Source organism: Mesorhizobium sp. YR577 (assembly GCF_900116595.1).
Classification (GTDB): Bacteria; Pseudomonadota; Alphaproteobacteria; order Rhizobiales; family Rhizobiaceae; genus Mesorhizobium_M.
The window spans coordinates 1-25,249 of the sequence record NZ_FPBI01000039.1; the positions used below are offsets into that span (position 1 = coordinate 1).

18 protein-coding genes and 2 pseudogenes are annotated in these 25,249 nt (G+C 60.4%); 14 read left to right on the forward strand and 6 right to left on the reverse strand.

The features are described 5' to 3' along the window. Nucleotides 1–378 precede the first annotated feature (378 nt). The 3 genes from BM413_RS30390 to BM413_RS30400 form a co-directional block, all read right to left on the reverse strand. A complete protein-coding gene (locus BM413_RS30390) occupies nt 379–1,176 on the reverse strand; it encodes an enoyl-CoA hydratase/isomerase family protein (protein WP_091918587.1) in 798 nt (265 codons plus the stop codon). Nucleotides 1,177–1,250: 74 nt separating this feature from the next. Continuing rightward, the gene (locus BM413_RS30395) at nt 1,251–1,823 is read right to left on the reverse strand and encodes a cysteine dioxygenase family protein (protein WP_244538116.1); all 573 of its coding nucleotides are present in this window, start codon (nt 1,821–1,823) and stop codon (nt 1,251–1,253) included. Then, nucleotides 1,820–3,010 carry a CaiB/BaiF CoA transferase family protein gene (locus BM413_RS30400; protein ID WP_244538117.1) on the reverse strand — a complete coding sequence of 397 codons (1,191 nt, stop codon included), beginning with the start codon at nt 3,008–3,010 and terminating at the stop codon, nt 1,820–1,822. The genes BM413_RS30395 and BM413_RS30400 overlap by 4 nt, the downstream gene beginning before the upstream one ends. 345 nt (nt 3,011–3,355) lie before the next feature. Here BM413_RS30400 and BM413_RS30405 point away from each other — a divergent pair, with 345 nt between their 5' ends. The 6 genes and pseudogenes from BM413_RS30405 to BM413_RS33475 all read left to right on the forward strand — a co-directional run bounded on the left by BM413_RS30405 (nt 3,356) and on the right by BM413_RS33475 (nt 9,213). After that, nucleotides 3,356–4,828, forward strand: a complete 1,473-nt coding sequence (locus BM413_RS30405; RefSeq protein WP_091918607.1) for an aldehyde dehydrogenase family protein — start codon at nt 3,356–3,358, stop codon at nt 4,826–4,828. A 56-nt stretch (nt 4,829–4,884) separates the two neighbouring features. Beyond that, on the forward strand, nt 4,885–7,188 hold the full coding sequence (locus BM413_RS30410; RefSeq protein WP_091918588.1) for a molybdopterin-dependent oxidoreductase: 2,304 nt from the start codon (nt 4,885–4,887) through the stop codon (nt 7,186–7,188). A gap of 55 nt (nt 7,189–7,243) precedes the next feature. Next, nucleotides 7,244–8,050 (forward strand): SDR family NAD(P)-dependent oxidoreductase, encoded by an 807-nt coding sequence (locus tag BM413_RS30415; protein ID WP_091918589.1) that lies wholly within the window; start codon nt 7,244–7,246, stop codon nt 8,048–8,050. A gap of 96 nt (nt 8,051–8,146) precedes the next feature. After that, nucleotides 8,147–8,499: pseudogene (locus tag BM413_RS30420) on the forward strand (rhodanese-like domain-containing protein). A gap of 109 nt (nt 8,500–8,608) precedes the next feature. Next, the gene (locus BM413_RS30425) at nt 8,609–9,055 is read left to right on the forward strand and encodes an enoyl-CoA hydratase/isomerase family protein (RefSeq protein ID WP_210189009.1); all 447 of its coding nucleotides are present in this window, start codon (nt 8,609–8,611) and stop codon (nt 9,053–9,055) included. Beyond that, on the forward strand, nt 9,034–9,213 hold the full coding sequence (locus tag BM413_RS33475) for a hypothetical protein (RefSeq protein WP_210189010.1): 180 nt from the start codon (nt 9,034–9,036) through the stop codon (nt 9,211–9,213). The genes BM413_RS30425 and BM413_RS33475 overlap by 22 nt, the downstream gene beginning before the upstream one ends. 76 nt (nt 9,214–9,289) lie before the next feature. On the opposite strand, the pseudogene BM413_RS30430 reads toward BM413_RS33475, so the two are convergent. From BM413_RS30430 to BM413_RS30440, 3 genes and pseudogenes are all read right to left on the reverse strand, one after another. Next, nucleotides 9,290–9,992, reverse strand: a pseudogene (locus BM413_RS30430) (IS6 family transposase). A 172-nt stretch (nt 9,993–10,164) separates the two neighbouring features. Continuing rightward, nucleotides 10,165–10,695 (reverse strand): imm11 family protein, encoded by a 531-nt coding sequence (locus BM413_RS30435; protein ID WP_091918590.1) that lies wholly within the window; start codon nt 10,693–10,695, stop codon nt 10,165–10,167. A 19-nt stretch (nt 10,696–10,714) separates the two neighbouring features. Then, a complete protein-coding gene (locus BM413_RS30440; RefSeq protein ID WP_091918591.1) occupies nt 10,715–11,692 on the reverse strand; it encodes a GlxA family transcriptional regulator in 978 nt (325 codons plus the stop codon). A gap of 88 nt (nt 11,693–11,780) precedes the next feature. Here BM413_RS30440 and BM413_RS30445 point away from each other — a divergent pair, with 88 nt between their 5' ends. From BM413_RS30445 to BM413_RS30485, 8 genes are all read left to right on the forward strand, one after another. Continuing rightward, nucleotides 11,781–12,932 (forward strand): DJ-1/PfpI family protein, encoded by a 1,152-nt coding sequence (locus BM413_RS30445; RefSeq protein ID WP_091918592.1) that lies wholly within the window; start codon nt 11,781–11,783, stop codon nt 12,930–12,932. Next, entirely contained in the window at nt 12,929–14,200 is a 1,272-nt protein-coding gene (locus BM413_RS30450; protein WP_091918593.1) for a flavin-dependent oxidoreductase, read from the forward strand. The genes BM413_RS30445 and BM413_RS30450 overlap by 4 nt, the downstream gene beginning before the upstream one ends. 647 nt (nt 14,201–14,847) lie before the next feature. Further along, on the forward strand, nt 14,848–15,450 hold the full coding sequence (locus BM413_RS30460; protein ID WP_244538118.1) for a dihydrofolate reductase family protein: 603 nt from the start codon (nt 14,848–14,850) through the stop codon (nt 15,448–15,450). A 3-nt stretch (nt 15,451–15,453) separates the two neighbouring features. Then, nucleotides 15,454–16,362: a helix-turn-helix domain-containing protein gene (locus BM413_RS30465; protein ID WP_139238699.1), complete on the forward strand. Its 909-nt coding sequence runs from the start codon at nt 15,454–15,456 to the stop codon at nt 16,360–16,362. 210 nt (nt 16,363–16,572) lie between these two features. Next, nucleotides 16,573–22,587 carry a LysM peptidoglycan-binding domain-containing protein gene (locus tag BM413_RS30470; protein ID WP_091918595.1) on the forward strand — a complete coding sequence of 2,005 codons (6,015 nt, stop codon included), beginning with the start codon at nt 16,573–16,575 and terminating at the stop codon, nt 22,585–22,587. A 172-nt stretch (nt 22,588–22,759) separates the two neighbouring features. Then, nucleotides 22,760–23,974: a dienelactone hydrolase family protein gene (locus BM413_RS30475; RefSeq protein ID WP_091918596.1), complete on the forward strand. Its 1,215-nt coding sequence runs from the start codon at nt 22,760–22,762 to the stop codon at nt 23,972–23,974. A gap of 480 nt (nt 23,975–24,454) precedes the next feature. After that, complete coding sequence (locus BM413_RS30480; protein ID WP_091918608.1) at nt 24,455–24,682, forward strand: ribbon-helix-helix domain-containing protein; 228 nt, start codon at nt 24,455–24,457, stop codon at nt 24,680–24,682. Further along, entirely contained in the window at nt 24,679–25,116 is a 438-nt protein-coding gene (locus tag BM413_RS30485) for a TA system VapC family ribonuclease toxin (RefSeq protein ID WP_091918597.1), read from the forward strand. The genes BM413_RS30480 and BM413_RS30485 overlap by 4 nt, the downstream gene beginning before the upstream one ends. Nucleotides 25,117–25,249: the final 133 nt, after the last annotated feature.

The following is a 25,249-nucleotide window of genomic DNA, read 5'->3' on the forward strand; positions in this document are numbered from 1 at the left end:
GAGGCCGGACAGATGTCAGCACCCGACTACGCGCAAATACTTTGCCTGAAAAATTCTCTTGCACTTCCGGGGGTGTCCACAGATGTTCAGGGGCCGTATTGGGCCTTGAAAGCGGGGTCGCGGCGGGAGACGACGAGAGCGGCCATATAGAGGGCGGCCCGCCCGCCCGCGATGGCGGCGACCGACGGCAAAGGGTTAAGGGCTGAGACATGGCTTATCGGACCTGTATGCGGGCATTCGACACGTGAAGCCCATGCGACTGTTCGATCGATCATTCACGGCAAAACAACCACCGCGGTTCCCAACGAGCAACGCTCTCAAGCCATCATGACATCAACGGGCGCCAAGATACAGGTTCCCACTTTTCTTGGAATCGCTCTAGCGGATGGGAGCGGCCTTGCGTCCGGCTACCCGCGCCTTGTACGCCTCTATCCTCTGCTTGAGATGAGGTCTGGCCGCCGAACGCACCAGGGCAGCCAGTTGTGTATCAGCGCTTCCCTCGGCGGTCGCGTCGTGAAGCGCGGCCACTGTCGTCGGACCGAGTGCCGTGATTCGCTCCACGATTGCAGAAGTGATGCCGTCCACATGGTCGTCCGAAGCAATTTCAGTGGCGAGCCCCAGGGCCAATGCACCCTGCGCGTCGACCGTTTCCCCCTGCGTGACGATGCGTCGAGCATGGTCGCGGCCGATGAGCGCGCGCAGCCGATCAGTTCCGAGAACCAGCCCGAAGCCGGCGCCGGGAAAAGCGAAAGTCGTTCCCTCCGCGGCGAGTCGCCGGTCGCAGGCGACGAAGAGATCAGCGCCGGCGCCGACCACGCGTCCTTTACCGACTGCTAGTGTCGGGATGGTGGACCTGTGGAGCATCTGCAGAAGCGCTTCGATCTCGACGAATCGGAGCAGGAGGTCTCCGTCCGAACACTGGTCGAGGTCGGACAGGTCGAACCCAGTGCAGAAATGCTTGCCCTCGCCGGAAATGACGACGAGGTGGGCGCCCGCTTGCAGCAGCGCCTGGAACCCATGGGACAGTTCCCGGACCATGACTGGGTTGAGCGCGTTGCCGCGATCGGGGCGGGCGAGTAGGAGCCGACCGATGCTGTTCTCGAGCGACGCTCGTATCTCGCCGAAAGCCGGCAGTGTCTCCGTTTCGGGGCACGCGAGTTTGGCGTTGATATTCATCGGCCCGTGCACCTATTGTTTGTTCCATGAAATTGAGACTTGGCAGGCCGACGCCTCGTGCGCCCTGCTGACGCTTAGCGTGTCCAGAGATTCGGGACAGTTTCCAGCGAATAGCCGCTAGTGAAGTCTTTGACCGTACCGTCGCCCTTGAAGGCATGGCGGGAGATCGCGCCGATATTTCCCCCGTACAGGTGAATTGAGACAGACGGTTTGTTCGGTCGGCCGTTGCGTACGCGGTGGATGTCGCCAATGGTGGGGGAGACGGCATCAATCGCGCCGGCTTCCAGAATTTCCAACCCGCCCGTCTCGTGCAGCTCGCCTTCGTTCATCTCGTAGCGCTGCGAAACCTCAGACCCCCGCAGGACGCCCAGCAAGCCCCAGACGGTATGGTCGTGAATCGGGGTCTCTTGGCCCGGACCCCAGACGAAACTGACGATCGAGAAGCGCTGCTTCAGATCGCAGTGAAGCAGGTATTGCTGGTAGAAGTTTTCGTTAGGCCGCGCGAATTCATCCGGCAGCCATGTGTCACGCGCCAGAAGATCACTCAGCATCGGACGCGCCGCGCCCAGCATCTCGGCTTCGCCCGAGCCCTGATCGGCGAGATTGGTCAGCTCGCACACGAAATCGCGGAACAGTCTGATGCTCACGAAACGATGGCTCCTTGGCACTGGATGCGCTCCAGTTCGGACAACACTTCATCGTTATGCCCCCCGAGGGCCGGAGGGTCCAGTCTGATCGGCGGCGTCTTGCCGTTGATGCGGATTGGCGAACAGAACGTTTTAGTCACGACGCCCGAGGGCAGCGTGATGTCCTTCACCCACTTCATGGCGTCGACCTGAGGATCGCTCAGCGCCTGTTCATAGGTATTGATCAGTCCGCACGGAATGCCGAGCTTGCGAAACTGATCGACCCAGGAACCGGCAGGCCGCGTTGTGAAGACGGTTTCGAGGACGGTGCGCAATTCGCGCTGGTTGAGGGCGCGCATGGAATTCGTGTTGAAGCGCGGATCGTCGTTCAGTTCGGGCATGCCGACAACGCTGCACACCACCGACCAAAGTCTGTTATTGCCGGCGGCGAGAACGAACCAGTCGTCGCTCGCCTGGAATGCTTCGTAGGGAGCATTGCGCGGGTGCGCAGCGCCGAGCCGCTTGGGCGCCATGCCCGTGCCGAAGAACTCGGATGTCTGGAGTGCCGCGATGGCCAGCGTGGAGCCGAGCAGCGAAATGTCGATGAACTGACCCTCGCCGGATTTCGCGGTCTGGCGCAGGGCTGAGGACACTGCAAACGCAGCATAAAGTCCGGTGGAGAAATCGCTGACCGGCACACCGCACTTGACCGGTCCGCCGTCCGGTTCGCCGGTGACGCTCATCACGCCCGCGATCGCCTGAATGGTGACGTCGAAGCCGCCTTCCTGGGAGCGGGGACCTTCCTGCCCGAATCCGGAGATAGAGCAGTAGACGATGCCGGGATTTAACGCCGCAATGGCGCGGTAGCCCAAGCCGAGCCGGTCCATCACGCCAGGACGGTTGTTTTCGATGACCACGTCGGCATTCGCGCAAAGCGCCTTCGCGGTGGCGAGTTCGGCGGTATCTTTCAGGTTGAGCGCGACGGAGCGCTTGTTGCGGTTGAGCGAGGCGAAATTCTCGGAATAGCCACCGCTGTGCGGCGGCCAGCTGCGCAATCCATCCCCGCCATCGGGATTCTCAACCTTCACGACGTCTGCGCCGAAATCCGCAAGCAGCATGCCGCAGAACGGACCGGCCGCGATCTGGCAAAACTCGACGACTCGAATGCCGCTTAGCGGGAGCTGGGAGGTGTCCTGTTGGTGCATCATGCTGGCTTCATCACTCGTGTGTCATATTCTGGAACGTTGTATCACATAGTTATAAGCGACGGCGGGGTAGAGCGTCAAGGGAGTCCGGTTTAGTCCAACTGTCATCGCGTGGCGCACACGGCATATTTGAGATGATCTCCCAGGCGCGTTGACGAGCGCATCAGGCCCGCGACGCAAGCTTGGGAAAGCCATCCTTGACAGGGGTGTCAGTCGTAAGATACTCAATTAGCAGAACGGTGTTCTAAATACTGGAGCCGTCAGGAGATCTCTACGCCCTGGCCGAACCTGTTGCGCCAGTGGAGAAAAGGGTAGGATATCGTGAACATCGCAACTGAATCAAAGCGCATGCGGCCGGCATTTCTCGGTCAAGCACCCAAGCAGCTGTTCATCGACGGAAAATGGGTCCAGCCGGCATCGGGCGAGACATTCGAGACGGTCAATCCTTCCAACGGGCAAGTCATCGCCCGCATCGCCGCGGGCGGCACACAGGACATCAACGACGCCGTCGCGGCTGCACGGCGTGCATTCGAGGGTTCCTGGAGCCGGTTCACGCCCTATGAGCGCCAGGGCGTGATCCTGAAGCTCGCCGAGCTGATCGACCGGGATTTCGATGAACTCAGCCTGCTCGACTCTATGGACATGGGCGCGCCGCTTTCGCGGCTGCGCGGTCCCGGCCGCAAGCGCGCGCTCGGCCGGTTGCGCTTTTATGCCGGCCTGGCGACCACGATCATCGGACACACGATCGAGAATTCGGCATCGCGCGAGATGCTCACCTACACCGTGCGCGAGCCGATCGGTGTCATCGGCGCGATCATCCCCTGGAATGCGCCGCTGACCTCGGCACTGTGGAAGATCGGTCCGGCTCTCGCCGCGGGCTGCACGGTCGTGCTCAAGCCGGCCGAGCAGGCCTCGCTTTCCTGCCTTCGTCTTGCTGAGCTGTGCATGGAGGCCGGCATCCCGGCCGGCGTCGTCAATGTCGTGACCGGCCTTGGCGAAAGCGCCGGCGCTGCGCTGACCCAGCATCTCGACGTCGACAAGATCGCGTTCACCGGCTCCCATCTCGTCGGCCAGAAGATCATTCAGGCCTCGGTGGGCAACCTCAAGCGGGTGACGCTGGAGCTCGGCGGAAAGTCTCCCGACATCGTCTTCGCCGATGCGGACTTGGACAAGGCCGTGCCTGGCGCCGCGATGGGGGTGTTTGGCAACACGGGCCAGGTCTGCTGCGCCGGCACGCGGCTCTTCGTCGAGCGCTCCATCTACGACGAATTCATCGAGCGGGTGGCGAATTTCGGCAATTCGCTGGTCGTCGGCGACGGCCTCGACCCCAAGACGCAGATCGGTCCGGTTGTTTCGCAGGAACAGCTTGATCGTGTCCTTTCTTATATCCAGATCGGCCTGGACGAAGGCGCGACGACGATCGCGGGCGGCGCGCGCCTGACCGAAGAAGGCCTGTCTTCAGGCTACTTCCTGCCGCCGACCATCTTCGGCAACGTACGGGATGACATGCGCGTGGCCCGGGAGGAGATTTTCGGGCCCGTCGTGTGCGCCATTCCCTTCGATACGATCGATGAGGTCGAGCGTCGCGCAAACGCTACGCAGTTCGGTCTCGGCAGCGGCGTATGGACGCGCGACGTCACGAAGGTTCACCGCCTTGCCAAGACGATCAAGGCAGGTTCGGTCTGGGTCAACTGCTACAACGTAATGGATCCGGCGGTGCCGTTCGGCGGCTACAAGCTCAGCGGATACGGCCGTGAAGGCGGCGTCGAGCATGTCGATGAGTACCTGAATACCAAGTCGGTCTGGGTGAACTACGCTTGACGCCGCGCGGCGGGAGTTCCATCCCTCGCCCGCAACAATGAGACATGGCAGGACACATGACCAAGTACACCGCCTCCCATTGGGGTATCTATGAAGTCGTGGAGCACGACGGGCGTCCCGATCTGAAGCCATTCGGCGCCGATCCCGACCACTCGCCGATCGGGCTTCACCAGCTCGACGAGGGGCTCAAGGGCATGCGGGTTGCTCGGCCCGCAGTTCGCCGCAGCTTTCTCGAAGGCGGTCCCGGCGCGCGGACGGATCTTCGCGGGCGCGAGGAGTTCATCGAGGTCGACTGGGACACCGCACTCGATCTGGCGGCGTCGGCGATAGACGTGGTGCGCAAGCGCGACGGAAACCGCGCCATCTTCGGCGGTTCCTACGGCTGGGCGAGCGCCGGCCGCTTTCACCACGCGCAAAGCCAGGTCCACCGCTTCCTGAATGCAGCCGGCGGCTATGTCCGGCACATGGATTCCTACAGCCTCGGGGCGGCACGGGTCGTGATGCCGCATCTTGTCGGCGATATCGACTATCTGCAGTCCATCCATACGTCCTGGGACGTGATGGCCGAGCATACGGAGCTGTTCATCACCTTCGGCGGGGTTCCGGCAAAAAACGCGCAGGTAAGCGCTGGCGGCGTGCGTGAGCACCGGGTTCCGAGCGGGTTGCGCCGCATGGGTGAGGCCGGCGTACGCTTCGTCAATGTCAGCCCCGTGTCCGACAATCTGGTCACGGGCGGGGCGGTTGACTGGATCGCGATCCGCCCGAACACGGACACCGCGCTGATGCTGGCCATGGCGTTCGTCCTGGAGACCGAAAGTCTTGTCGATCGTGGGTTCCTCGAGCGCTGCGCTGTCGGCTACCAGCGGTTCCGGTCCTACATCTTGGGAGAGAACGACGGTACCGCGAAGACGCCGGCGTGGGCCGAAGCGATCACGGGCGTGCCGGCGGGGCGCATCGAGGCGCTGGCGCGCGATGCCGCATCCCACCGCACCATGCTCAACGTTGCCTGGGCGCTGCAGCGCGCCACCCATGGCGAGCAGCCGTTCTGGGCATTGATCACGCTGGCTTCCATGCTTGGTCAGATTGGCAAGCCCGGCGGCGGTTTCGGCGTCGGCTATGGCGCGACGAACCTGATGGGCAGCCCGCACATGAAAGTGCCCGGGCCTACGCTCTCGCAGGGCACCAACGCGGTCAAGGATTTCATCCCCGTCGCGCGCATCGCCGACATGTTGCTCAATCCCGGCAAGTCCTTCACCTATGACGGCGCCGTCCACGCCTATCCCGACATCAAGCTCGTCTATTGGGCGGGCGGAAATCCTTATCACCACCATCAGGATCTGAACCGCCTCCGGGTCGCCTGGCAGAAGCCCGATACGATCATTGTCAACGAGCAGTTCTGGACCGCGACCGCCAAGCATGGCGACATCGTCTTCCCTGTCACGACGTCGCTCGAGCGCGACGACATGATGTCCTCGACGAAGGAAGGTTGCCTCGTTGCAATGGCAAGGGTCACCGAGCCTTTCGGAGACGCGCGCGACGACTATGAGATATTCTCGGGTCTGTCCGCTCGGTTGGGCGTGGAGGAAACCTTCACCGAAGGCCTTTCCAGCGCCGATTGGCTGCGTCGGCTGTACGATGAATTCCGGGAGAAGGCGCGGACGGCCCAGATATCGGCGCCGGATTTCGATACGTTCTGGCGCGACGGAATGCTGGACTTCACGCAATTCGACAAACCGGTCGTGATGTTCGAAGCCTTTGCTGCGAACCCCGTCGCAAATCCGCTCGCCACGCCATCGGGCCGCATAGAAATCACCTCGGAGACGATCGCGAGCTTTGGCCTCGCAGACTGCCCGGGGCATGCGGCATGGTTCGAGCCGAAGGAGTGGCTCGGCGGCAGCATGGCGTCTGCCGACCACCTTCACCTGGTCTCGGATCAGCCGGTGCGGCGCCTGCACAGCCAGCTCGATCCAAGTTCTTGGAGCCGCGACGGCAAGATAAAAGGCCGCGAGCCCGTCTATATCAATCCGTGGGATGCAGCCCGGCGCGGTATTGCGGATGGGGACGTCGTCGAACTGTTCAACCAGCGCGGCCGCTGCCTTGCGGGTGCGATCGTTTCTGACATCGTGATGCCGGGCGTGGTGCGGCTTTCCACAGGCGCCTGGTATGATCCCGATCCAGACACCGATCTAGAGCGGCACGGCAATCCGAATGCGCTGACACTTGATGTGCCCGCATCTGGCCTGTCGCAAGGCTGTTCGGCACATACATGCCTCGTCGAACTGCGCGGCCCCGTCAACGAATTGCCGGACATCGAGGCGTTCCGTCTGCCGGCGATGGCCGGCGACCGCTCCGCGGCCTAGCCACAACGGGCCGGCCAGACGGCCGGCAAGCTAATTCATATGAAAGGGACATGCGATGGGCAAACTCGATGGCCATGTTGCCGTCATAACCGGCGGTGCGCGCGGACAGGGCGCCGAGGAGGCAAGGTTACTCGCCAGCGAAGGGGCGGCGGTCGCGATCTGTGACCTTCTCGAAGAGCAAGGCGAGGCGCTGGCGGCACAGCTTTCGGCCAACGGCGCGAAAGCTCGATTCTTTGCCCTCGACGTGACTTCGGAAGAGCAGTGGCAGAAGGTGGTCGCCGACATCGTCGCGTGGCAGGGCAAGATCACCGTGCTGGTCAACAATGCGGGCATCATCAACCAGCTCGGCATCGTTGATACGCCCATCGAGAAATGGAGCAAGGTGATGGATGTCAACATCACCGGGCCATTCCTCGGCATGAAGCACGTCGCGCCGGTCATAGCGACGTCCGGCGGCGGATCGATCGTCAACATTGCATCCATCGCCTCCCACATCGGGGTGAAATGCGCAGCCTACGTCTCCAGCAAAACCGCTCTCCTTGGACTGACGCGCACGGCGGCGACGGAGTTTGCCGACCTTGCCGTCCGCGTCAATGCGATCTGTCCGGGGGTCATCGCCACCGACATGGGAAACGGGCTGAACTCGGCGGAGGCCATGCGCTTCGCGACGCCGATGTTGCGCCACGGCACGTCGGAAGACGTGGCGCGCATGGTGCTTTTCCTGGCGTCCTCGGACTCAGGCTATGTCACCGGGACGGATATGAAGATCGATGGCGGCTTTACGGCCGCGGGCGGCATGAAGCTGGTTCGCAGACTCGTCAACAGCGACGCGGCAATGTCTGCCTTGGCGGAAAGCGTCTGAGCAAGATCGGTCAAACATGATACGGGCCAACCACAATCGCAGGTGATCCGTGAAAAAGGGCCTCCATGACCTTTTTTGGCGGCTGCAGATGCCGAGATGGAGGCGATCGAGGCCTCAGATGCGATGGCGCTTCGGGGGATCCGGGCGTCGTTTTCGTCGATTTGCGTGATCCGCGTGAGCTTGAGAGGGAAGGGACGATCCCGGATTCCTTCTCGTGTCCACGCCGTATGCTCGAATTCTGGGTAGACCCCGACAGCCCCTACGCCAAGCCGATCTTTTCCACAGGCAAGATATACGTCTTCTTCTGCGCCAGCGGCTGGCGTTCGGCGCTCGCTACCAAGACGGTGCAGGATATGGGCATGGAGAAGGTCGCGCATGTGAAGGGCGGCTTCAAGGCTTGGAAAGCTGCTGGCGGTCCCGTGGTTGCGCATTCTGCGCGTAAGAAATAGAGGCGCGGCCGGTTCCGCCATCGCAGGTTCTCAGTGCGCCCATTGGCATGGTTGCACTGCGGCCGAATGGGTGGAGAGCCGGGCGGCCGTTGCAAGGAACGAGGTCAATATGTCAGTGCAGTTCGAGAACCGCGACGGGATCGGTGTAATCACGCTCGCCAACCCTCCAGTCAACGCGATCGGGCAAGCCGTTCGAGCCGGGCTGGTGCAGGCGCTGGATGATGCCCGCGCGCAAGGCGTCAAGCGGGTGATCATCACCGGTGGCGATCGCGTCTTCGCGGCAGGTGCCGATGCCCGCGAGTTCGACCGTCCCCCCGAAGCGTCGCATCTGAATGAGGTTCTGCAACGGCTGGCGCGCTTCGAAGTGCCTACCATCGCGGCAATCTTTGGCGCGGCCTTGGGCGGTGGTTTGGAGATCGGATTGGCCTGCCGCATGCGCATCGCAGCGCCCGGCGCAACGCTCGGCCTCCCCGAGACGACGCTCGGCGTAATCCCTGGGGCGGGGGCACGCAGCGGCTTCCGAGGATCGTCGGCATGGCGCACGCGCTGGAGCTAATTCCGCCGGGCAAGGTCATTTCTGCCTCCGGTGCGCTGTCCCGGGGGCTGATCGACCTCATCGATGACGATCCGATCGCGGCGGCGATGAAGGTGACAGCCGCGCGGGCTTCGGCAGCGCTCGCGGCGGACGACCGGAGCTCCAGAGAACGCTGGTAAATGCGCCGATCGGGATCTTGAGATGGCGATGTCACGTTGTCTGGCTATGAACGCGCTGAGACCTGCGGCGCTGTTGTCAGCTGACCACGGTCACGGCTTTCCATTCCGCCATGGCAGGCAGGCGGTGAATATGTGCGGCGAGAGCGGAGCGTTTTGAGTGAGGTGGAACGAAGAGGTTGCGCAGAGCCGAGAAGATCGAGACGAAACGCTGCAGGCTTCCCTGGCGATCGGAAGCCCTGCATCACCCGCTCTCGTTTTCGCAGCGGCACATGGGAATTCTGGGCGCGGTTGTTCAATCCTTTGTGTGACCGGTGCTCGACGTCCGGCATCACCTGACGCTTGGCCGCTCCATACGACCGCAGCTTGTCAGTGATCATGCGCTTCGGTGCGACGCCCTGTTTCTTCAATAGGCGCGTCAGCAATCGCTTGGCCGCCTTGGCGTTGCGGCGGTTCTGGACGATCTCGTCGAGGACATAGCCGTCCTGATCGACGCCGCGCCATAGCCAGTGTTTTCGGCCAGCAATGGTGATGACGACTTCATCCAGGTGCCAGATGTCATCGCGGCTCGGCTGCTTGCGACGCAAGCGGCGAGCATAAGCGGGCCCGAACTTCTTGCCCCAGCGGCGGATCGTTTCGTAGGAGACCACGATGCCGCGCTCCAGCAGCATTTCCTCGACCAGACGCCGGCTCAAGGGGAACCGGTAGTAGGGCCAGACCGCATGACCGATGATCTGCGGCGGGAAACGATGGCGCTTGTAGCTGATCGCAGGCATTATCATGCCGCCGTCCCTATGCCGCAAATGCTGAAGCATGGTTTACGTGACAACACCTGACGGTCGCCGGCGGCGAGCGCGTCGTGCGGCCGGTCATCGATACCCGGACGTAACCGCCGTCCTGAAGTTCTCAACGATCTGATAGAGGATGGCTACGTTCTCGAGAATACGGCGCCCCTCATTCCTCTCCGCACATCCAGACGGGAGCGAACGAGACGCCGCGAAGTCCGGCGGTTCGAACCCGTTCAACGAAACTGCCGGTGACATAGACGGCCGAGGCCCGCATCGGCATTTTAAAGATTTCCGCGGTTCCGATTGTCTCTTTCCTGAAGACATGATGTTCGATGTCGAGGATGTCGCCGTTGTCGAAATAGGCGATGCGCGACCGCTCACGATCGAGGGCGTCGAGGACCGTTGTGGCATTGAAGAGCCAGACTTCTTCCCCCTTCATGGGCAGTAGCTGCCCGTACTCGATGAGGACCGGCGCCAGTGCATCGACAGCGGGCTTTCTCAGGATCGGCGCGTGTTCGCCCAGCCACGGGAAATCGGAGTAGGTCCGCTCCTCCGTGTCCAGTTTCATGACAGGCGCGATCCAATCCTGAATGACGCGACCATCCAGTGCAAAGAAGAATTCGTAATCGTCGTCATCAGTTGGAAATATCCACTCCTGGCCCTCGATGACCTCGAACTTGCAGACCGTCAGTGTCATTGCGGCATTCTCCCGGTGGTCAATGTTCAATCTCCGCATGCATCTCGCGAAACAGCCGCGGCGAGACGCCGAAACGGCGTTCGAACGCGTCCGAAAAACGTGCAGCCGGAGAAAGGCCGACCTGGACTGCGACCAACTTCAGCGAAAGCCCGCGGCCAAGCAGCATGCGGGCGGCATCAAGGCGTGCCGTCTCGACGAAGCGGGCCGGCGTTTGGCCGGTGGCGGCGCCGAACTTGCGGTGGAATGTCCGCTCGCTGAGGCCGGCGCGATCCGCCAGCACAGGAACGTCCAGAGGTGCATCGAGGTTTGTCAGGATCCAGGCGATCAGCTCGGCGAAAGGGCTGTCAGCTCTCACTTGGGCCTGAAGCAGCGGGCTGAACTGGGATTGGTAGCCGGGGCGGCACGCATAGAGCACGAGCCGCTTGGCGACCTCGCCGGCGATGTCGGCGGAAAGATCGCGCGCGACCATGGCGAGCGCCATGTCGATACCGGTGGTCACGCCGGCTGAGGTCCACAGCCGGCCGTCAACCACGTAAAGCGAGTCAGGATCGACGCTGACGGACGGAAAGGCAGCGGCAAGCGGTGTGCAGGCATCCCAATGGGTGGCGACACGATGCCCATCGAGCAGCCCGAGCCTTGCAAGGATGATCGCGCCAGAACAGACCGAGCCGAACCGTTGCGCCTTGCTCGCCAGCTTCGGAAGCCATGCTGCCCAGGCGGGATTCGCAAGGGCCGGCAACAGGTGCTCGCGCTCCGCGCCGGCGACAAGGAGCGTGTCGATCGCCTTGCGGGCGCGTTCTTCCAGGCTTTGCGTCTCGACGGCGACCCCGCTGCTGCTCGTCACCGGTCCGCCCGCGGCCGATACGAGATCGATAGTGTAGAACGGTGGCTTCTCACTCAGCCCCAGGGTGCGGTTGGCGCTGGTGAAGACCGAGATCGGTCCCGACGTGTCGAGGAGCTCGAAGCCGCGGTAAACGACGAAGGCGACATGATGCATTGGCGGAAAATGCCATGTTTATGTCATTCCCGCCAGAGAATGTGCCCTATAGCCTGACGATGAAAGCAACGCCCGATCGGAGTGGCGGATGCCCATGCGCTATCTCATCTGGGCTGGATTGGCCCTTGTCGTCTTGCCTTTGGCGGGTTTAGGCCTGTGGCTGGCGGCCCTGCCGGCTGCGCCCACCGCCTTCGCGCCACCAATTGTCCCGCAAGCAGAGATAGACGCCATGCTGGCGGCGTTGAAGCCGCCGAAGGCAGGTCGGCCCCTGGTCGCCATCATCGGCCTCAATGACGCGACGGAGACGACCGATTACCTGATGCCCACAGGAATCCTACGACGAGCGGACATCGCCGACGTGGTGACCATCTCGACCGAGCCCGGCCCGGTCAAACTCTATCCGGCGCTTGCCGTCGAAGCCGATGCTACGATCGAAACCTTCGATGCGCGCCATCCCGAAGGGCCCGACTATGTGATCGTGCCGGCCATGAGCCGTGACGACGATCCGGCCGTTACCGCTTGGCTGCGCAAGCAGGCAAAGGGCGGAGCTGTTATCATCGGCATTTGCGCCGGAGCGAAGGTTGTCTCCGCCGCCGGGCTTCTCGACGACCGGCGGGCGACCACCCATTGGTACCATATCAGTGATCTGCTCCACCACGATCCGTCGATCCGCTATATCGCCGATCGACGGATCGTGGTGGATCGCAGCGTCGCGACCACCACGGGCATCACGGCCTCCATGCCGATGATGCTGACATTGATCGATGCGATCGCCGGACGGGACAAGGCGGAAGCAGCCGCCAGCGATCTCGGGCTGGACTTCTGGGATACCCGGCATGACAGCGGCGCCTTCAGGCTAACCCGCCTCTTCGCCATGACCGTGCTGGGCAACCGCCTCGCTGTCTGGAGCCATGATCGTTTCGGCATCGCCCTTGAGCCGAGGATGGACGAAATCGCGCTCTCGCTCGTCGCCGATGCGTGGTCGCGCACCTATCGCTCCCGGGTAGAGCTGTTTGCGGCATCCCCTGAGGCAGTGACGACGCGTGGTGGCTTGCGCCTCCTTCCAGATAGAGTGACGGCGACGTGGTCCGGCGAGCGATTACCCCATGAGGAGGCAAGCAAGAGGCCCACCGATGCCCTGGATGAGGCCTTGCGAGATATCGGAGCGCGATATGGGCAAGGCACGGCCCATGTCGTTGCCATGCAGCTCGAATATCCGCAACACGGAGCAGGGCCATGAAGGCGCTGATCGTGGGCGCTGGCATCGGTGGGCTAACGACCGCTCTCTTTCTGCACCGGGCCGGGATCGAGGTGGAGATTTTTGAGCGCGCCGATGCGGTGCGCGAACTGGGCGTCGGCATCAACATGCTGCCGCACGCTGTCGGGCTGTTAGCTGAACTCGGGCTGATGGAAGCGCTCGACGCGGCCGGAATCCGTACGCGCGAGCTGATCTATGCGAACCGGTTCGGCCAGATTGTCTGGCAGGAGTTGCGCGGTGTCGATGCGGGCCATGCGGTACCGCAGTTCAGCATCCATCGCGGCAAGCTGTTGAGGCTGATCCATCGGGCTGTCGTCGATCGATTGGGGCCAGGCGTCATCCGCATGGGTTGCCCCGTGACCGGCTTCGAACAGGAGGGGCGCAGGATCACGGTTTACCTCTCGGAAGCCGGGAAGGCCTTGCAGGCAGGCGGCGATCTGCTGGTCGGCGCCGACGGGATTCACTCCACCGTGCGCGCAAAGCTCTATCCCGACGAGGGGCCGCCGATTTGGAACGGTGTCGTGCTCTGGCGCGGCGCCACACGGTGGCCGAAATGGCAGGACGGTCGCACGATGGCGATCGCTGGTGGCAACCACGCCAAGTTCGTCTTTTATCCAATCGAGAGGGATCCCAACGACCCGGGCATGCGCCTGACCAACTGGGCCGTGATGGCCAGAAGCCGCAAAGCGAAGGCCCGAGATCTGCCTCTTGGCGACTGGAGTCGGCCCGGCAGCCTCGACGATGTCTTGCCGTTCGTGCGCGGCCGCTTCCACCTGGATTACGTTGATCCGGCGGAGATCATCCGCGCCACCGGCGCGTTTCATGAATACCCCAACTGCGACCGCGAACCACTGCCGCGATGGTCATTCGGACGCGTCACCCTGTTGGGCGACGCCGCCCATCCCATGTACCCCGTCGGCTCGAACGGGGCGAGCCAGGCCATCCTCGACGCCCGCTCTCTGACGGAACACCTGCGGACTCATGGATCCGTGGAGGCCGCGCTCGCCGCATACGATGGGGAACGCCGTCCCACCACGGCGCAAATCGTCCATTCCAACCGCAAAGGCGGGCCGGAAGGCGTGATCGACTTGGTGGAAACCCGAGCGCCAGACGGCTTCGACGACATAGACGCGGTGGCCTCCTACGAAGAACGCGAGCGGGTCGTGCGCGGTTACGCGAGCCTGGCCGGATTTGCCGCAGACATTCCGACAGGGACGGTCGGCATGATAGTGGCAAAGTTGAAGCAGTGAGCCACCGACACTTGCTTCTTTTCTCGCTGCGGAGACGGCCCTTTTCGGCGGCTGCGCTGGCTCATGCGGGCATTCTTGCTTACGGTTTCGAACATTTTCGCGCGATGATCGCCGAAGGCGTAATCGGAGTGGTGCTCGCCCTCGGCCTGCGCGATACCCGATCATGACCCTCGCCGTTCAGGGATTTGCGCTTCTCGGTACGTTGGTCGGTGCCTGCACGATCGCGGTCGGGGTCGGGCCGCAAACGCGAGGCGACGCCGTATTTCACGTGCTGCTGCTCGTGCTCCGGGCTGGCATGGTCGCCGCCCGGACGTCGTGGCGACGTTGACACCTGGATCGCAGCAATGCGGTCTTTGCTGGAAGGAGAAATTGGCCCCGCAATGTCGGATGGCGCCGACATTATTCGTCTTTTGCCCATCGAAGCACCTTCTGACTGTAGAGGAGAACGAGAGATGAAACGCAATCGGTGAGAAACACCTGGATTTCTGGACGCTTCGGGTGCCGCGATGGTCCTGCCGGACGCGGAGCGGTCTCAGGCCATGGGAAACGAACTGGAAGACCGTCTCGAAGAGGTTTTGCGAGCGGGCATGCGCCCGGTCTGCTCGGTCTTATGGTGCAAGGCAAGGAGCCTCTAACAGGAGAACGAAATGTTCATATCGATTCCGGACATGTCGATGTCATTGGATGGCTACATCGCCGACACCGACGACTATCTTGACGGCGAGGACGGTGAGCGATGCGACAAGTGGGCGGAAGTGGATCAGCAGCCCGATCAATCCGAACCTGTCCGGGAGTTCGAAGCCGAGTGGAAGGCGGCCGGTGCGGTTCTTGCGGGACGTCGGGCCGCCGAACTGATGGATCATTGGGGCGGGAGTCATGGCGGCCTTCCGATCTTCGTGCCCAGCCATCGGGCCCGCCTCCGGCCGCGTTGGGGGTATCCGATGGTGACATATGTGAGGGATGGGATCGAAAGCGCGATGGCGCAGGCGAAAGCTGCGGCTGGCGAACGAAACGTGCAGTTGTGCGGCGCGTACACGGCTCTTCGCGCGGGCGTGCTCGACGAGATTCAGATCCATCTGATCCCAGTACTGCTCGGCGGCGGGTCGCCGGCTCTTCGACCTCTTGCCATCAGAAATCGAATTGGAGCTACTCCGGATCATCAACCCACCGGAAGCAATACACATCCGCTACCGCGTGTGCCGATTACACACATGATGCTCATTCCGCCCATGGGTCAACAAGGTTCGTGACGGTTGTATAACGCCCTTGCAAAGTGGTGGAAGGGACAACGCTCGGCACAGGCAAAGGCCTTATACGGTGGTGAGCGCCGCCATCGTATTGCTCTCAAGCGCCTTAAAGTGACCTATGCTTGGTTGCCGCCGTTCGAAGGCGCGTCTCGGACGACGCCCAACAGGTTGGAAGTGGTTTTTTCTCGTCATTCACAGGCGGTGATCGAGCAGGCCGGAACAACGTTAAATGTCGATGTCGCGGCCGGCGGGTTCTATGTTGTGGGGCCGGAGCCCACGACGCTTTTGAAAGTACCGGAATTCAGCGATACGCTCGAAATGTATCCGGACATGGCCCTGCTGAAAGCGGTTGCGGAAGAAAATGGACAATCTGATTTTGTCCTGCGTTCGACACTCGGCAAAGATTCAAGTCCCAGGCTCGTCCCAGATGGAATGATGCTGGCCTTGGCGCATGTGCTTCGACAAGCCTGCCTTGGGCAGAGAACATTGTCGCCTGTGGAGGCGAGTACCCTGGAACACCTTCTGGCAGCCCATGCGGTTGGCGCTGCAGCCTCTTGGCGCGGTGATGGCAAATTGTCGCCAGCGTCCTTGAAGCGTGTACTGGATCTGATCGAGGATGAAATCGGTCGGCCCCTGACCTTGGATCAACTCGCGAGCGAGGCGTGCCTGAGTGCTTTTCATTTCGCCCGATCCTTCAAGAGATCCACCGGCGTGGCACCTCATCGATACGTTCTCGCCCGGAAGGTCGAGCGGGCCAAACAACAACTGATGACCACCGATCGCACCGTGGGAGAGATTGCTACGTCTCTTGGCTTTGAGAATCTGCATCACTTCCGCCGCCAGTTTCGCGCTCAACTGGGTATATTGCCGGGCGAACTTCGGGAAGTGACAGGGGTGTCCGTCCGCGAAACGTAATTTCGCTTCATAAAAGCAAGAATCGAGCCTGTGCCTTCTTGTTCCTTCTGTCAGTCTTTGGGGAGTGATCGGAAGCGCTTTCTGGCCGCGGCGTTGTCGCGAGTCATGCCGGAGGCCAATGCGGCGTTGACCACATCACGCAGCGCGTGGCGCCTGCCTGTGTGAGATCGATCGAGAACATGTCGCAACGAACCGGATGGGTCCTTGAGAATGGTTCACTTCGTCGATTTAGCCGGCAGCGTAAAATACGGCAATGGCACATATTTCGGTCCGAAAGCCGACGTCGCCAAATTGAAAGCGGCGCAGAAAGCGTGGGATGGCACAGTCAACGCCAACAAGCCCAACACGAACGGGTCGCCCAGTGCGCCGGCGCCCCGAAACAGCTCCTTTGTCGAAGACGTCACCAATGGCGTAGCGGCAGGGAAGAGCCGCGCTGAGATTGCGAAGGAATTGGGTCTCACCCCAGCCGAGCTTGACGCCCGGCTTGCCTCTAGCGGACTTCAATTGACGACCGACGTCAACAAGAACCGGGAGACACAGTCGACGGAAATTATCGACCGGCAAACCGGTGAGGCCGTTTCCGGCTACTACAAGAATTTCGAGGAGGGCACGCAGACATCGCGCACGACTGACGAAACCGGCGCCGAGGTAAACCGGACCAAAGACGCCGAGGGCAAGGTCACCGAGAGCGTTATTGACACCGACGGTGTCGAAACCAAGACGATCACCGAGCCGATCAATGAAGGTGCCCCGATCGACTATGAGGTCCAGCCCGGCGACAATCTGAGCGTAATCGCTGCCGATCACGGCATAGGCCTCGAAGATCTTCAGGAAAGCAATCCGGGGCTGTTTCGGGATCCGCGCGACCCTGATCTGATTTATCCCGGCGAGACGGTTACGATCGAAGATGGCACGCGCACGACTGTCGAGATTACGAAGGACGGCCATACGGTCACGGTCAAATCCGACGGTAGCGATGCGGACGTAGCCAGGAAAGCGATCTTCGAAGATGGCGCCACGGTCGAGCAGGTGGCGAAGGCGCAGGGAATGACCTCTGCCGAAGTGCTCAAGATACTCGAAGCCGCGGGGATATGGATCGACAAGGTGGAGCCCACGCCGGGCAACGGTGATGTTGAGACCACACGCATCGCAGATCCGTCCACCAATGTGATGGTGATCGAATCTTATGATTATCAGCACGATGCGGCGACGCGCACGGTGATTGACGAGCGTTCGACCTTCAATGTGCCGGCCACCGATCCTCAGACCGGAGAGGTCGCGGAGACCGAGGTATCGGGCGCTTTGGGCTACTTTCAAAACGAAGTTGCGAAGTCGGCGGGTCTGGCAAACTCGCAGATCGAATCCTCGCAAGATCTGATCGCCCAGGCACAAAAGCGGGATCCTGACGCCATATCGGGTCTTCGTGCCGAACAGAAGGATGCCGGACTGGATGTGAAGATCGCAGGCGGCAAGGCGGATTCTTTCACGGCGGCAATGCAGGAGGCTGAAGCCGATCGACTTGTCGCTGCTGCCTATGATCTCGTCGAGCGGTCAGCACCTGGAATTGAAGCTCACAACAGCGCTAAGGCCATCCTCGGGCAGGCTCTCGACTATGCCGGACGTGTTGATAGCTATGCGGACGCTGTGGACGCCAACCTGACGCTCCTCGACGCTGAAAAGAACTTGCGAACAAAGGATGCAACCCGTCAGCAGGAAGGAGCGGATCTTCAGAAGGCATTCAACGCATACAAGAAAGAGTTTCTGTGGGGCAACGTTAGCCCGGAGACGAGAGCTCAGTATGAACGAGACGGGATGCTTCCCGGCGGTTATACGAGCGAAGCTGAAGTGGACAAGCTACTCTGGAATGGTTTTGAAGATACGCTGAAGCAGGGAGAGCCGGCAATCTTCCAATCCGAGGGCAAGGCCGCGGATTTATACCGCGCCTGGTACAAAGCCTGGCGTGCATATAACCAGGCAAACGATGGGGCAATGCAGGCGCGTGTCGACTATACCGACGGCGCTATCACCAAGGCAGATGCCGACCTCGAGTTTCTGCGCGGGGAGGCCCAATACCTCAAAGGCCTTCAGGACCAGTGGGCGAACTCAAATCCGGACCTTGAGCCTTCTACGTCTCCCTACCAGCAATCTATCGATGCTACGCAAACCCAGATCGAGGATCTGTCGGGCCAGCGCGGCAAACTTGTCAACGATGAGGGCTATCTTCACGACAAATATATGCTGACTGTGCCGCTGCACAAACGCGACCTGCCGCAAGAGCTAAGCGATGTGCAGTTCGAGTACGCCAAATCCCATGCACAGAACAACAGCGCCGAAATCCAGAACCTTCAGGATCGGCTCGGTAGCCCGATCACAGGACGGGACGATGATCGGGTTCGAGACATGGTCGAGACCATGGTTGCCGCTATGGGCCCGGGCGGTGCGAATGTCGACATCGAGAAGGTTGTGACGCAGATCCTGAGAAGCCCGCAGATCAACGGAGATGACCCAGATCACGCCGGCGATCTGACCATACGCCCGATTGCGATGGGCTATTTCGAAGCCGGGGTCCAGATGCCGACCGGATTGTTCGAAGTAACCAACCGCGACGGGGAAACGCATTATGTCGATCTCACCGGCAAGATTTTCGACAGCAAGGAAGAGTTCCTCGACGATAACGTCCAGTTCAGCGAGAACGGCATTATTGTGATGCCGAAGGGACTGGACACGGGCAAGGGCGCTGACGATTCAATCGAGTACGAGGCGGTGCAGGCACTCCATATTTCGGGGTGGGACAGGGTGGTGGACCCAATCATTGCCGGTGGAACGGCCATCGCGAGCATTGCGTCTTTCATTCCAGTCCTGACGCCGGTAGCGGCGCCGATTGCGGTTGCGGGTGGCGCATATTTTGGGACGAAAGCTGCGATAGCGCAGGTGGACCATCTCGATAATGGCGGGTCTTGGGGCGATCGCGAGTCGATCGTGAATTTGCTCTCGATCGCAACGACAGCATTGCCAATGATGGCCAGCGGCCTGCGTGGCTTTGCCCTCAGCGGAGCCGACGGCATGTCTGGCGTCAAGGCTTTCGCCGGTGGCCTGGGCATCACGCGTGTGTCCGACACGGGGTTGGGAAGCTTCGGACGATACGGCCGCATGCTTCCCATGCAATCGGAATTGTCCAGTGTAATGCAGGGTCTTAATGGCATACCTGTCAAGGCAGCCTGGGGTATGGATGCGGCGGCGGTAGGCGGTGGCGCGGTCCTGATTGGAGATACTGTTGACCAGCTTGCCGCCTATAGCCGTGGCACAGCCGATATGTCGGGGCTCGATCTCGCCAATGCGATTGTCGGATTGGGCACCGGCATCTACGGCACCGCCGCCGGTGCCCGGGGTCTTCGGGCCAGCCAGCCATTTGGTTCTTCCGCCGCGCGCAATGGGTCGGACTTCAGTTCGACCCGATCCACATTGGAAGTCGATGCCGCCGCACCGCAGATGGGCGACCCCACCGAACTTATCGATGCATCGGGAACGAGGGCACGCGGAGAGTTCGATCCTGAGGCGAAGGCATGGCGTTCGGTTGGTGCCAAGCCGGATGCCGAGGTGTCAGACCAGGGCTCGCGCGTTGTCGATCCGATGAAAGTTCATTCGATTGACAATACGGGGGAGACGCCGGCCGTCACCAGCGTCGACGACGCACAACGGGCGTTTGAGACAGCCGAGCAGAATTGGAAAAACGCTGAAAGGGCCGTCATCAGGCTGCAGCGGCAAGTGAACAAGCTTCAAAAGAAAGGTGAGACGGACCCTGAGCTGTCTTTGAAGTTGCGTCAGGCCAAAGAGACGGAGGAAGCTCTAAAGGAGGTATACAAAAAGGCGAAGATCGTTTCGCAACAGGCCGAGGATACAACGTTTGAAAAGCGAGTCGTGGAAGTGTTCGGCTGGGCTATACCCGAAATGCAAGGTGAGGCCCGCTTCCTGAAGGGGAAGCTGATTGACTACGAGCCGATGAAAACCGCGCACGCTCATCCTGATGGGCATTTCAAATTGTTTTTCAATGAACTTTACGCCCTGGAGGTGAAGAACTACGACAGGTACGGCAAGTCCCAAAAGAGTTCTCTGCTGCCGCAGCTCAACAACCGGCATGAACACATGTCGGCAAACGGGCACCGCGTACACCAGATGGTGGTTTTTCCAGCACATGTTGCAGAAAACAATAGCGGTCAGCTCACGATCGCTGCACAGATCGAGGAGAAGACAGCCGGCAAGGTTGGGCTCGAGGAAGTTTTCTTCTTCGAGGACAAGGGCACAAGCGTCGAGTTGCATTGGCATGTGCGTGAAGGGCGCAATGCAGATGGAACGATACGTTATGAGCCTCACACGGAAATTCTGACCCCGCCGCTCGATGCGAGTCCGTCGGCGACTGCGGTTAAAGACAATGGCAGCGATCCCGCAAGCTCGACACAGCGCACACCCCCGTATGGAACGGAGGTCGGTTCACCTGAAGGTAGTCGAAATGCACCGAAAAACCTGAGCGCAGCATTTCATCCCGAAGGGTCTGAGCTGCCGCGCGATCCAAACGCGCCGGCAATACCTGCCGCGCTTCGTTCCAGCGAAGACACATCCGGCGAGAAACCAGGACCGATCGATCCCGCTACCGACAAAGCGTTGCAGGAAAATCTGACCCATGGGCCGGAGCATCTGGCGATGAGGACTGACCCTGCGCCGGACCCCAGTCAAATCCGGTGGTCGAAAGCAGAAAAAATCGAGCCGCGCACCCGCGAGCAGTTGGAAGGCTTGACTCTTTCCGAGGTCGAGTCACTCGCCGAACCGCAGATCAGCGCAGTTCCGGGTGTCGAGATGGGGCTGGTCAGTCCCGGGAAATTCCGCAGGTTCACGCCAGAGCAATTCACCTGGATGTCTGGACAATGGGACTCGCTGACGGTGCAGCAACTGCTGGCGTTCCGCAAAACGCATGGGCACCACATGACGCCCGACCAGAAGGCAACGGTGGATCTGGTGCTGCAATCCGCGCGGGCCAGGGAGTTGCAAAGCGCGGCAGAGATCTTCAATCCGATGGGCGGTTCGTCCTACATGCTATGGAACGCACTGCCGCCCGATTGGCTGGCGGCGGCAGCGGGCGTTGGTTTCGCCTGGCGGGGATCGGCGTTCGTCACGCAGGCGCTTTTTCCTAAGGCAACAGCCCCTCATACCAAGCTGGGTCGGTTCCTGAACGGAGCCAACGGCATCTCGTTCATTGCTACATCTCCCGGTTCGGCTGCGCCTTTTCTGGACAACGGTATCGATCCCGCCGTCAACGGCTCGTTCACGCTCGGCAACTCGATCTTTGGCACCAAGTCCACGTATGACGCCATGGGTGCGAGATCCACCCTCGGTTTTGCAGGCGACTACATTGGAAACGTAGCCTATCTGGGTGGCTCAGCGCTCTACACGATGCAGAACCTTGACTCCCCTTTGGCGACGACCGCGGGAACGATATTCACCGTCGGTAGTGCCGAGTTTCTGGCCTCTGCGATCCGCAAGAACAACGCATATCGCCGTGACGTACCAAGGGTCGACAAAGATGTCGCATCAGCCTCGAAGGCCGATAAAAGGTGGGCTCTCCTGGATAGGATTGCGCTTGGAGCGTTCGGTATTGGCATGGGAGTGTTCGCCTACACCACCTTGAACCTGGACCCCGATGACGAGGCGCCAAAAAATGGAGAACCCTCCGCCCCAGTCGACTTGTCGCCGGAACCCGAAATGGAAGCTGAGCCTGATAGAGAAGAAGATGTTGGCGAATATTCGCAGCTTGTCGTTACTGCGGACGAAGGGCTGAACCTCAGAGCCTTCCCGAAACAGAATGCTGAAATAGTCGCGATCCTGCAACCGGATACATTCGTCCAGCAGACGGGCCAGCCTATAGCCGATGCCGAGGGCTCCTGGGTACCCGTTGAGGGTTATGCAACGGATGGAAGTCGTCACCAGGGTTGGGTTGTGGACGAATACACCCTCCCGCATTTGGAAGGCGCCCGAACATCGCGTGGACGGATCAATCCCGAACTCGAGCTGAATGGATACCAATGGATCGAGGTAGAGTCCGGCCAGACGCTCGGCGGTATCGCGCGGAACTTTGAACGGGACACAGCCGAGACCGTCGTGTTGAACCTCGATCACATCGCTGATCCGATGCTCCTCTTTGAAGGCGATCGAATCTATCTTCCTGTCGCTTGATGATCCGGTATTAGCTTTTCGAGTTCAACTCCTCGGAAGCTATCCATTTTCGAGCGTTCTTGGTTAGGCGGATTTTTGACCGATATGCAGAAACATGGAACATCTGTTCGTCTTGAAAGAGAGAGGTCGCCGAAATAGAGGCAGCCGCTGACCTAAAGAAAGTTGGCAAGATATGACGCTCACACATCCTGAGATCCAACGGAAAGGCTCGGATCTATCAAAAAGGGTGGTTTTCGGTTGGAGTCCGCTGAGGGTATTCTCGCGAACTGTTGCGGCTGTGTTTGCATTGGCCGTCGGCAGTTCTATCGCGACGGCGGAGGCTGATCTCATTCAAGAGAACACTTTGCTTGACGTAGAGATCTATGGAAAGGCAGCAAAGCTGGAAGCCTTCATTGCCAGGGAGGCCGGAACAACGGCACCGCTTCCCATCGCGATCTTTACTCATGGCGAAACTCCCAAGACCGAAGTCCGTGCGCGCATGAAAGCGGTCAATTTCAGGGTGCTCGCTCGCGATTGGGCGCGACGAGGCTGGCTGGCGGTCGTGGTCCTGCGCCGAGGGTATGGCATGTCAAAAGTGGTGGGCGCGCCTTACAAGCGGCCCCAGTGCCGTAATCGGGACTATGGGCCTTCGATAGAGGCGCATACCGACGACCTTGAAGCGGCGTTGAAGGCAATTGCGCGTCGACCCGATGTCGATTCAACGCGAATTCTCGCAATGGGACTATCAGCCGGCGGTATGGCTGCGCTTAATCTTGGAACGCGCAACGTTTCGGGCCTAAAGGCCGTCATCAATTTTTCCGGTGGCATTCTGACGACGGTTCAAGATGGCAAAAAGCCCGGACCGAAAACGTGCCGCAAGGCTGATCTGGTCAAATGGCTTGCACGGTTGGGGAGTAAACAGAAACTCCCCACTCTATGGCTTTACGCCGAAAACGATAAACTGTTCAGCCCAAAGTTCGTGCGAGAAATGCACTCTGCTTATTCGCAAGCAGGCGGCGATGCCGAACTCCAGCAGTTTGGCTCGATCGGCAAGGACGGCCACTACCTTTTGACCCATATTGAGGGCGTGATGAACTGGCTGCCGGCGACAGATCAATTTCTCAGAGAGCACGGACTGAGCACCTTTGACGTGGCGCCAATGGAAGCGGCATTGGCAAAGTTCAAGCTCAAAGAAAGAGAACGCGCGGTTGCAAAGCGCTACTACGGGCGGCACAGCGAGAAGGTGCTGGCCATTTCGCCTTCAGGATCACGAGTTGTCGCGCAGTTCGGAGCAAATAGCATCAAAGGTGCAGAGGCAAAGGCGCTTAATATGTGCGAGGACAAGGCTGGTGAAAAATGCCGGATCCTGTGGCGCAACTTTGAAGTAGTTTCCTCAAGGCAACCGTAAAGGTGTGACGCTCGCGCTTGCTCTGCCCCGACCTATGGCCAAAGTCGCATAAGATACACAGAGGAATGGTTTCATTCCACTTTGACAAGGTTAGCACGACGGTCGTCTTCTACTTTCAGGCCCGGTGCAAACAGGACTGCGCCAGCCACTTTAATGCAGTCACTATTTGATATGTGCTAGGCAGCGTTCCTGCAACGAAAAAGCCCGCTGCCGGGAGGAGGTGGCAGCGGGCTTGATTTCGAAAACGGTGCGGGAGGAGGTGCACCGCATTCAACACCGGCATCGCATCTGGGAGGAGTAGATGGCCGATAAGTTTATGATAGCGATCGCATCGAATATTGCAATGCACAATTGCTATTTTGCACTGCGAAGATAAGCGGTCGACCTGAACCGAAGATGTTTGGAGGCGCTGTCTCCTTGAGAATTCACCTTCTCTGCTCTATATGATGCGTGATGATTGATGCGTGCCAAGAGGCCAATATGCGGACGACACTGGCGATTGACGATGACGTCCTTGTTGCAGCCAAGGCGATGGCCCGACAACAGGACAGAAGCGTTGGCGAGATAATCTCCGATCTCGCCCGACGCTCTTTGCGCCGGCCTCAAAGTGGCGGCGAACGCAATGGCATTCCTCTTTTATCCCCCCGGCCAGATGCACCGCCTGTAACGCTTGAGATTGTCAACGCCTTGCGTGACGATCTGCTGTGACGTTTCTGCTCGACGTCAATGTGCTGATCGCGCTGATTGATCCCGGCCATGTCGCGCATGACGATGCGCATGGCTGGTTCAAAGCCACCGGCAGTGCTGCCTGGGCCACCTGTCCCATTACCGAGAATGGCGTCATTCGCATCGTTGGCAATCCCAAATATCCCAACAGTCCTGGCTCACCGGCACTCGTTGCAGAAATCGTCAGCAAATTGCGTGCGCTTCCCGGCCACAATTTCTGGTTCGATGATGTTAGCTTGGTCGGCTCAGATGACGTAGATGCAGCGAAGATTCTGACGTCAGCACAGGTCACCGATACCTATCTGCTCACGCTTGCCAAGCGGCGTGGGGGCCAACTCGCGACGTTCGACCGCAAGCTATCCGTGATAGCCGTGAGGAGCGGGAAATCTGCCCTGCATCTAATCTCCGCCAAGTAGAAATCGGCGAAAACCGAAAAGCTGGTCCACTGCAAAGTCATTGCAAGGTCACCTAAGCTGACCCATATGCACATTGCGTCGGATGTCTCCTCCCATTCGTCTGACGCGTTCCCCTCTGGAGGTATTAAACCTT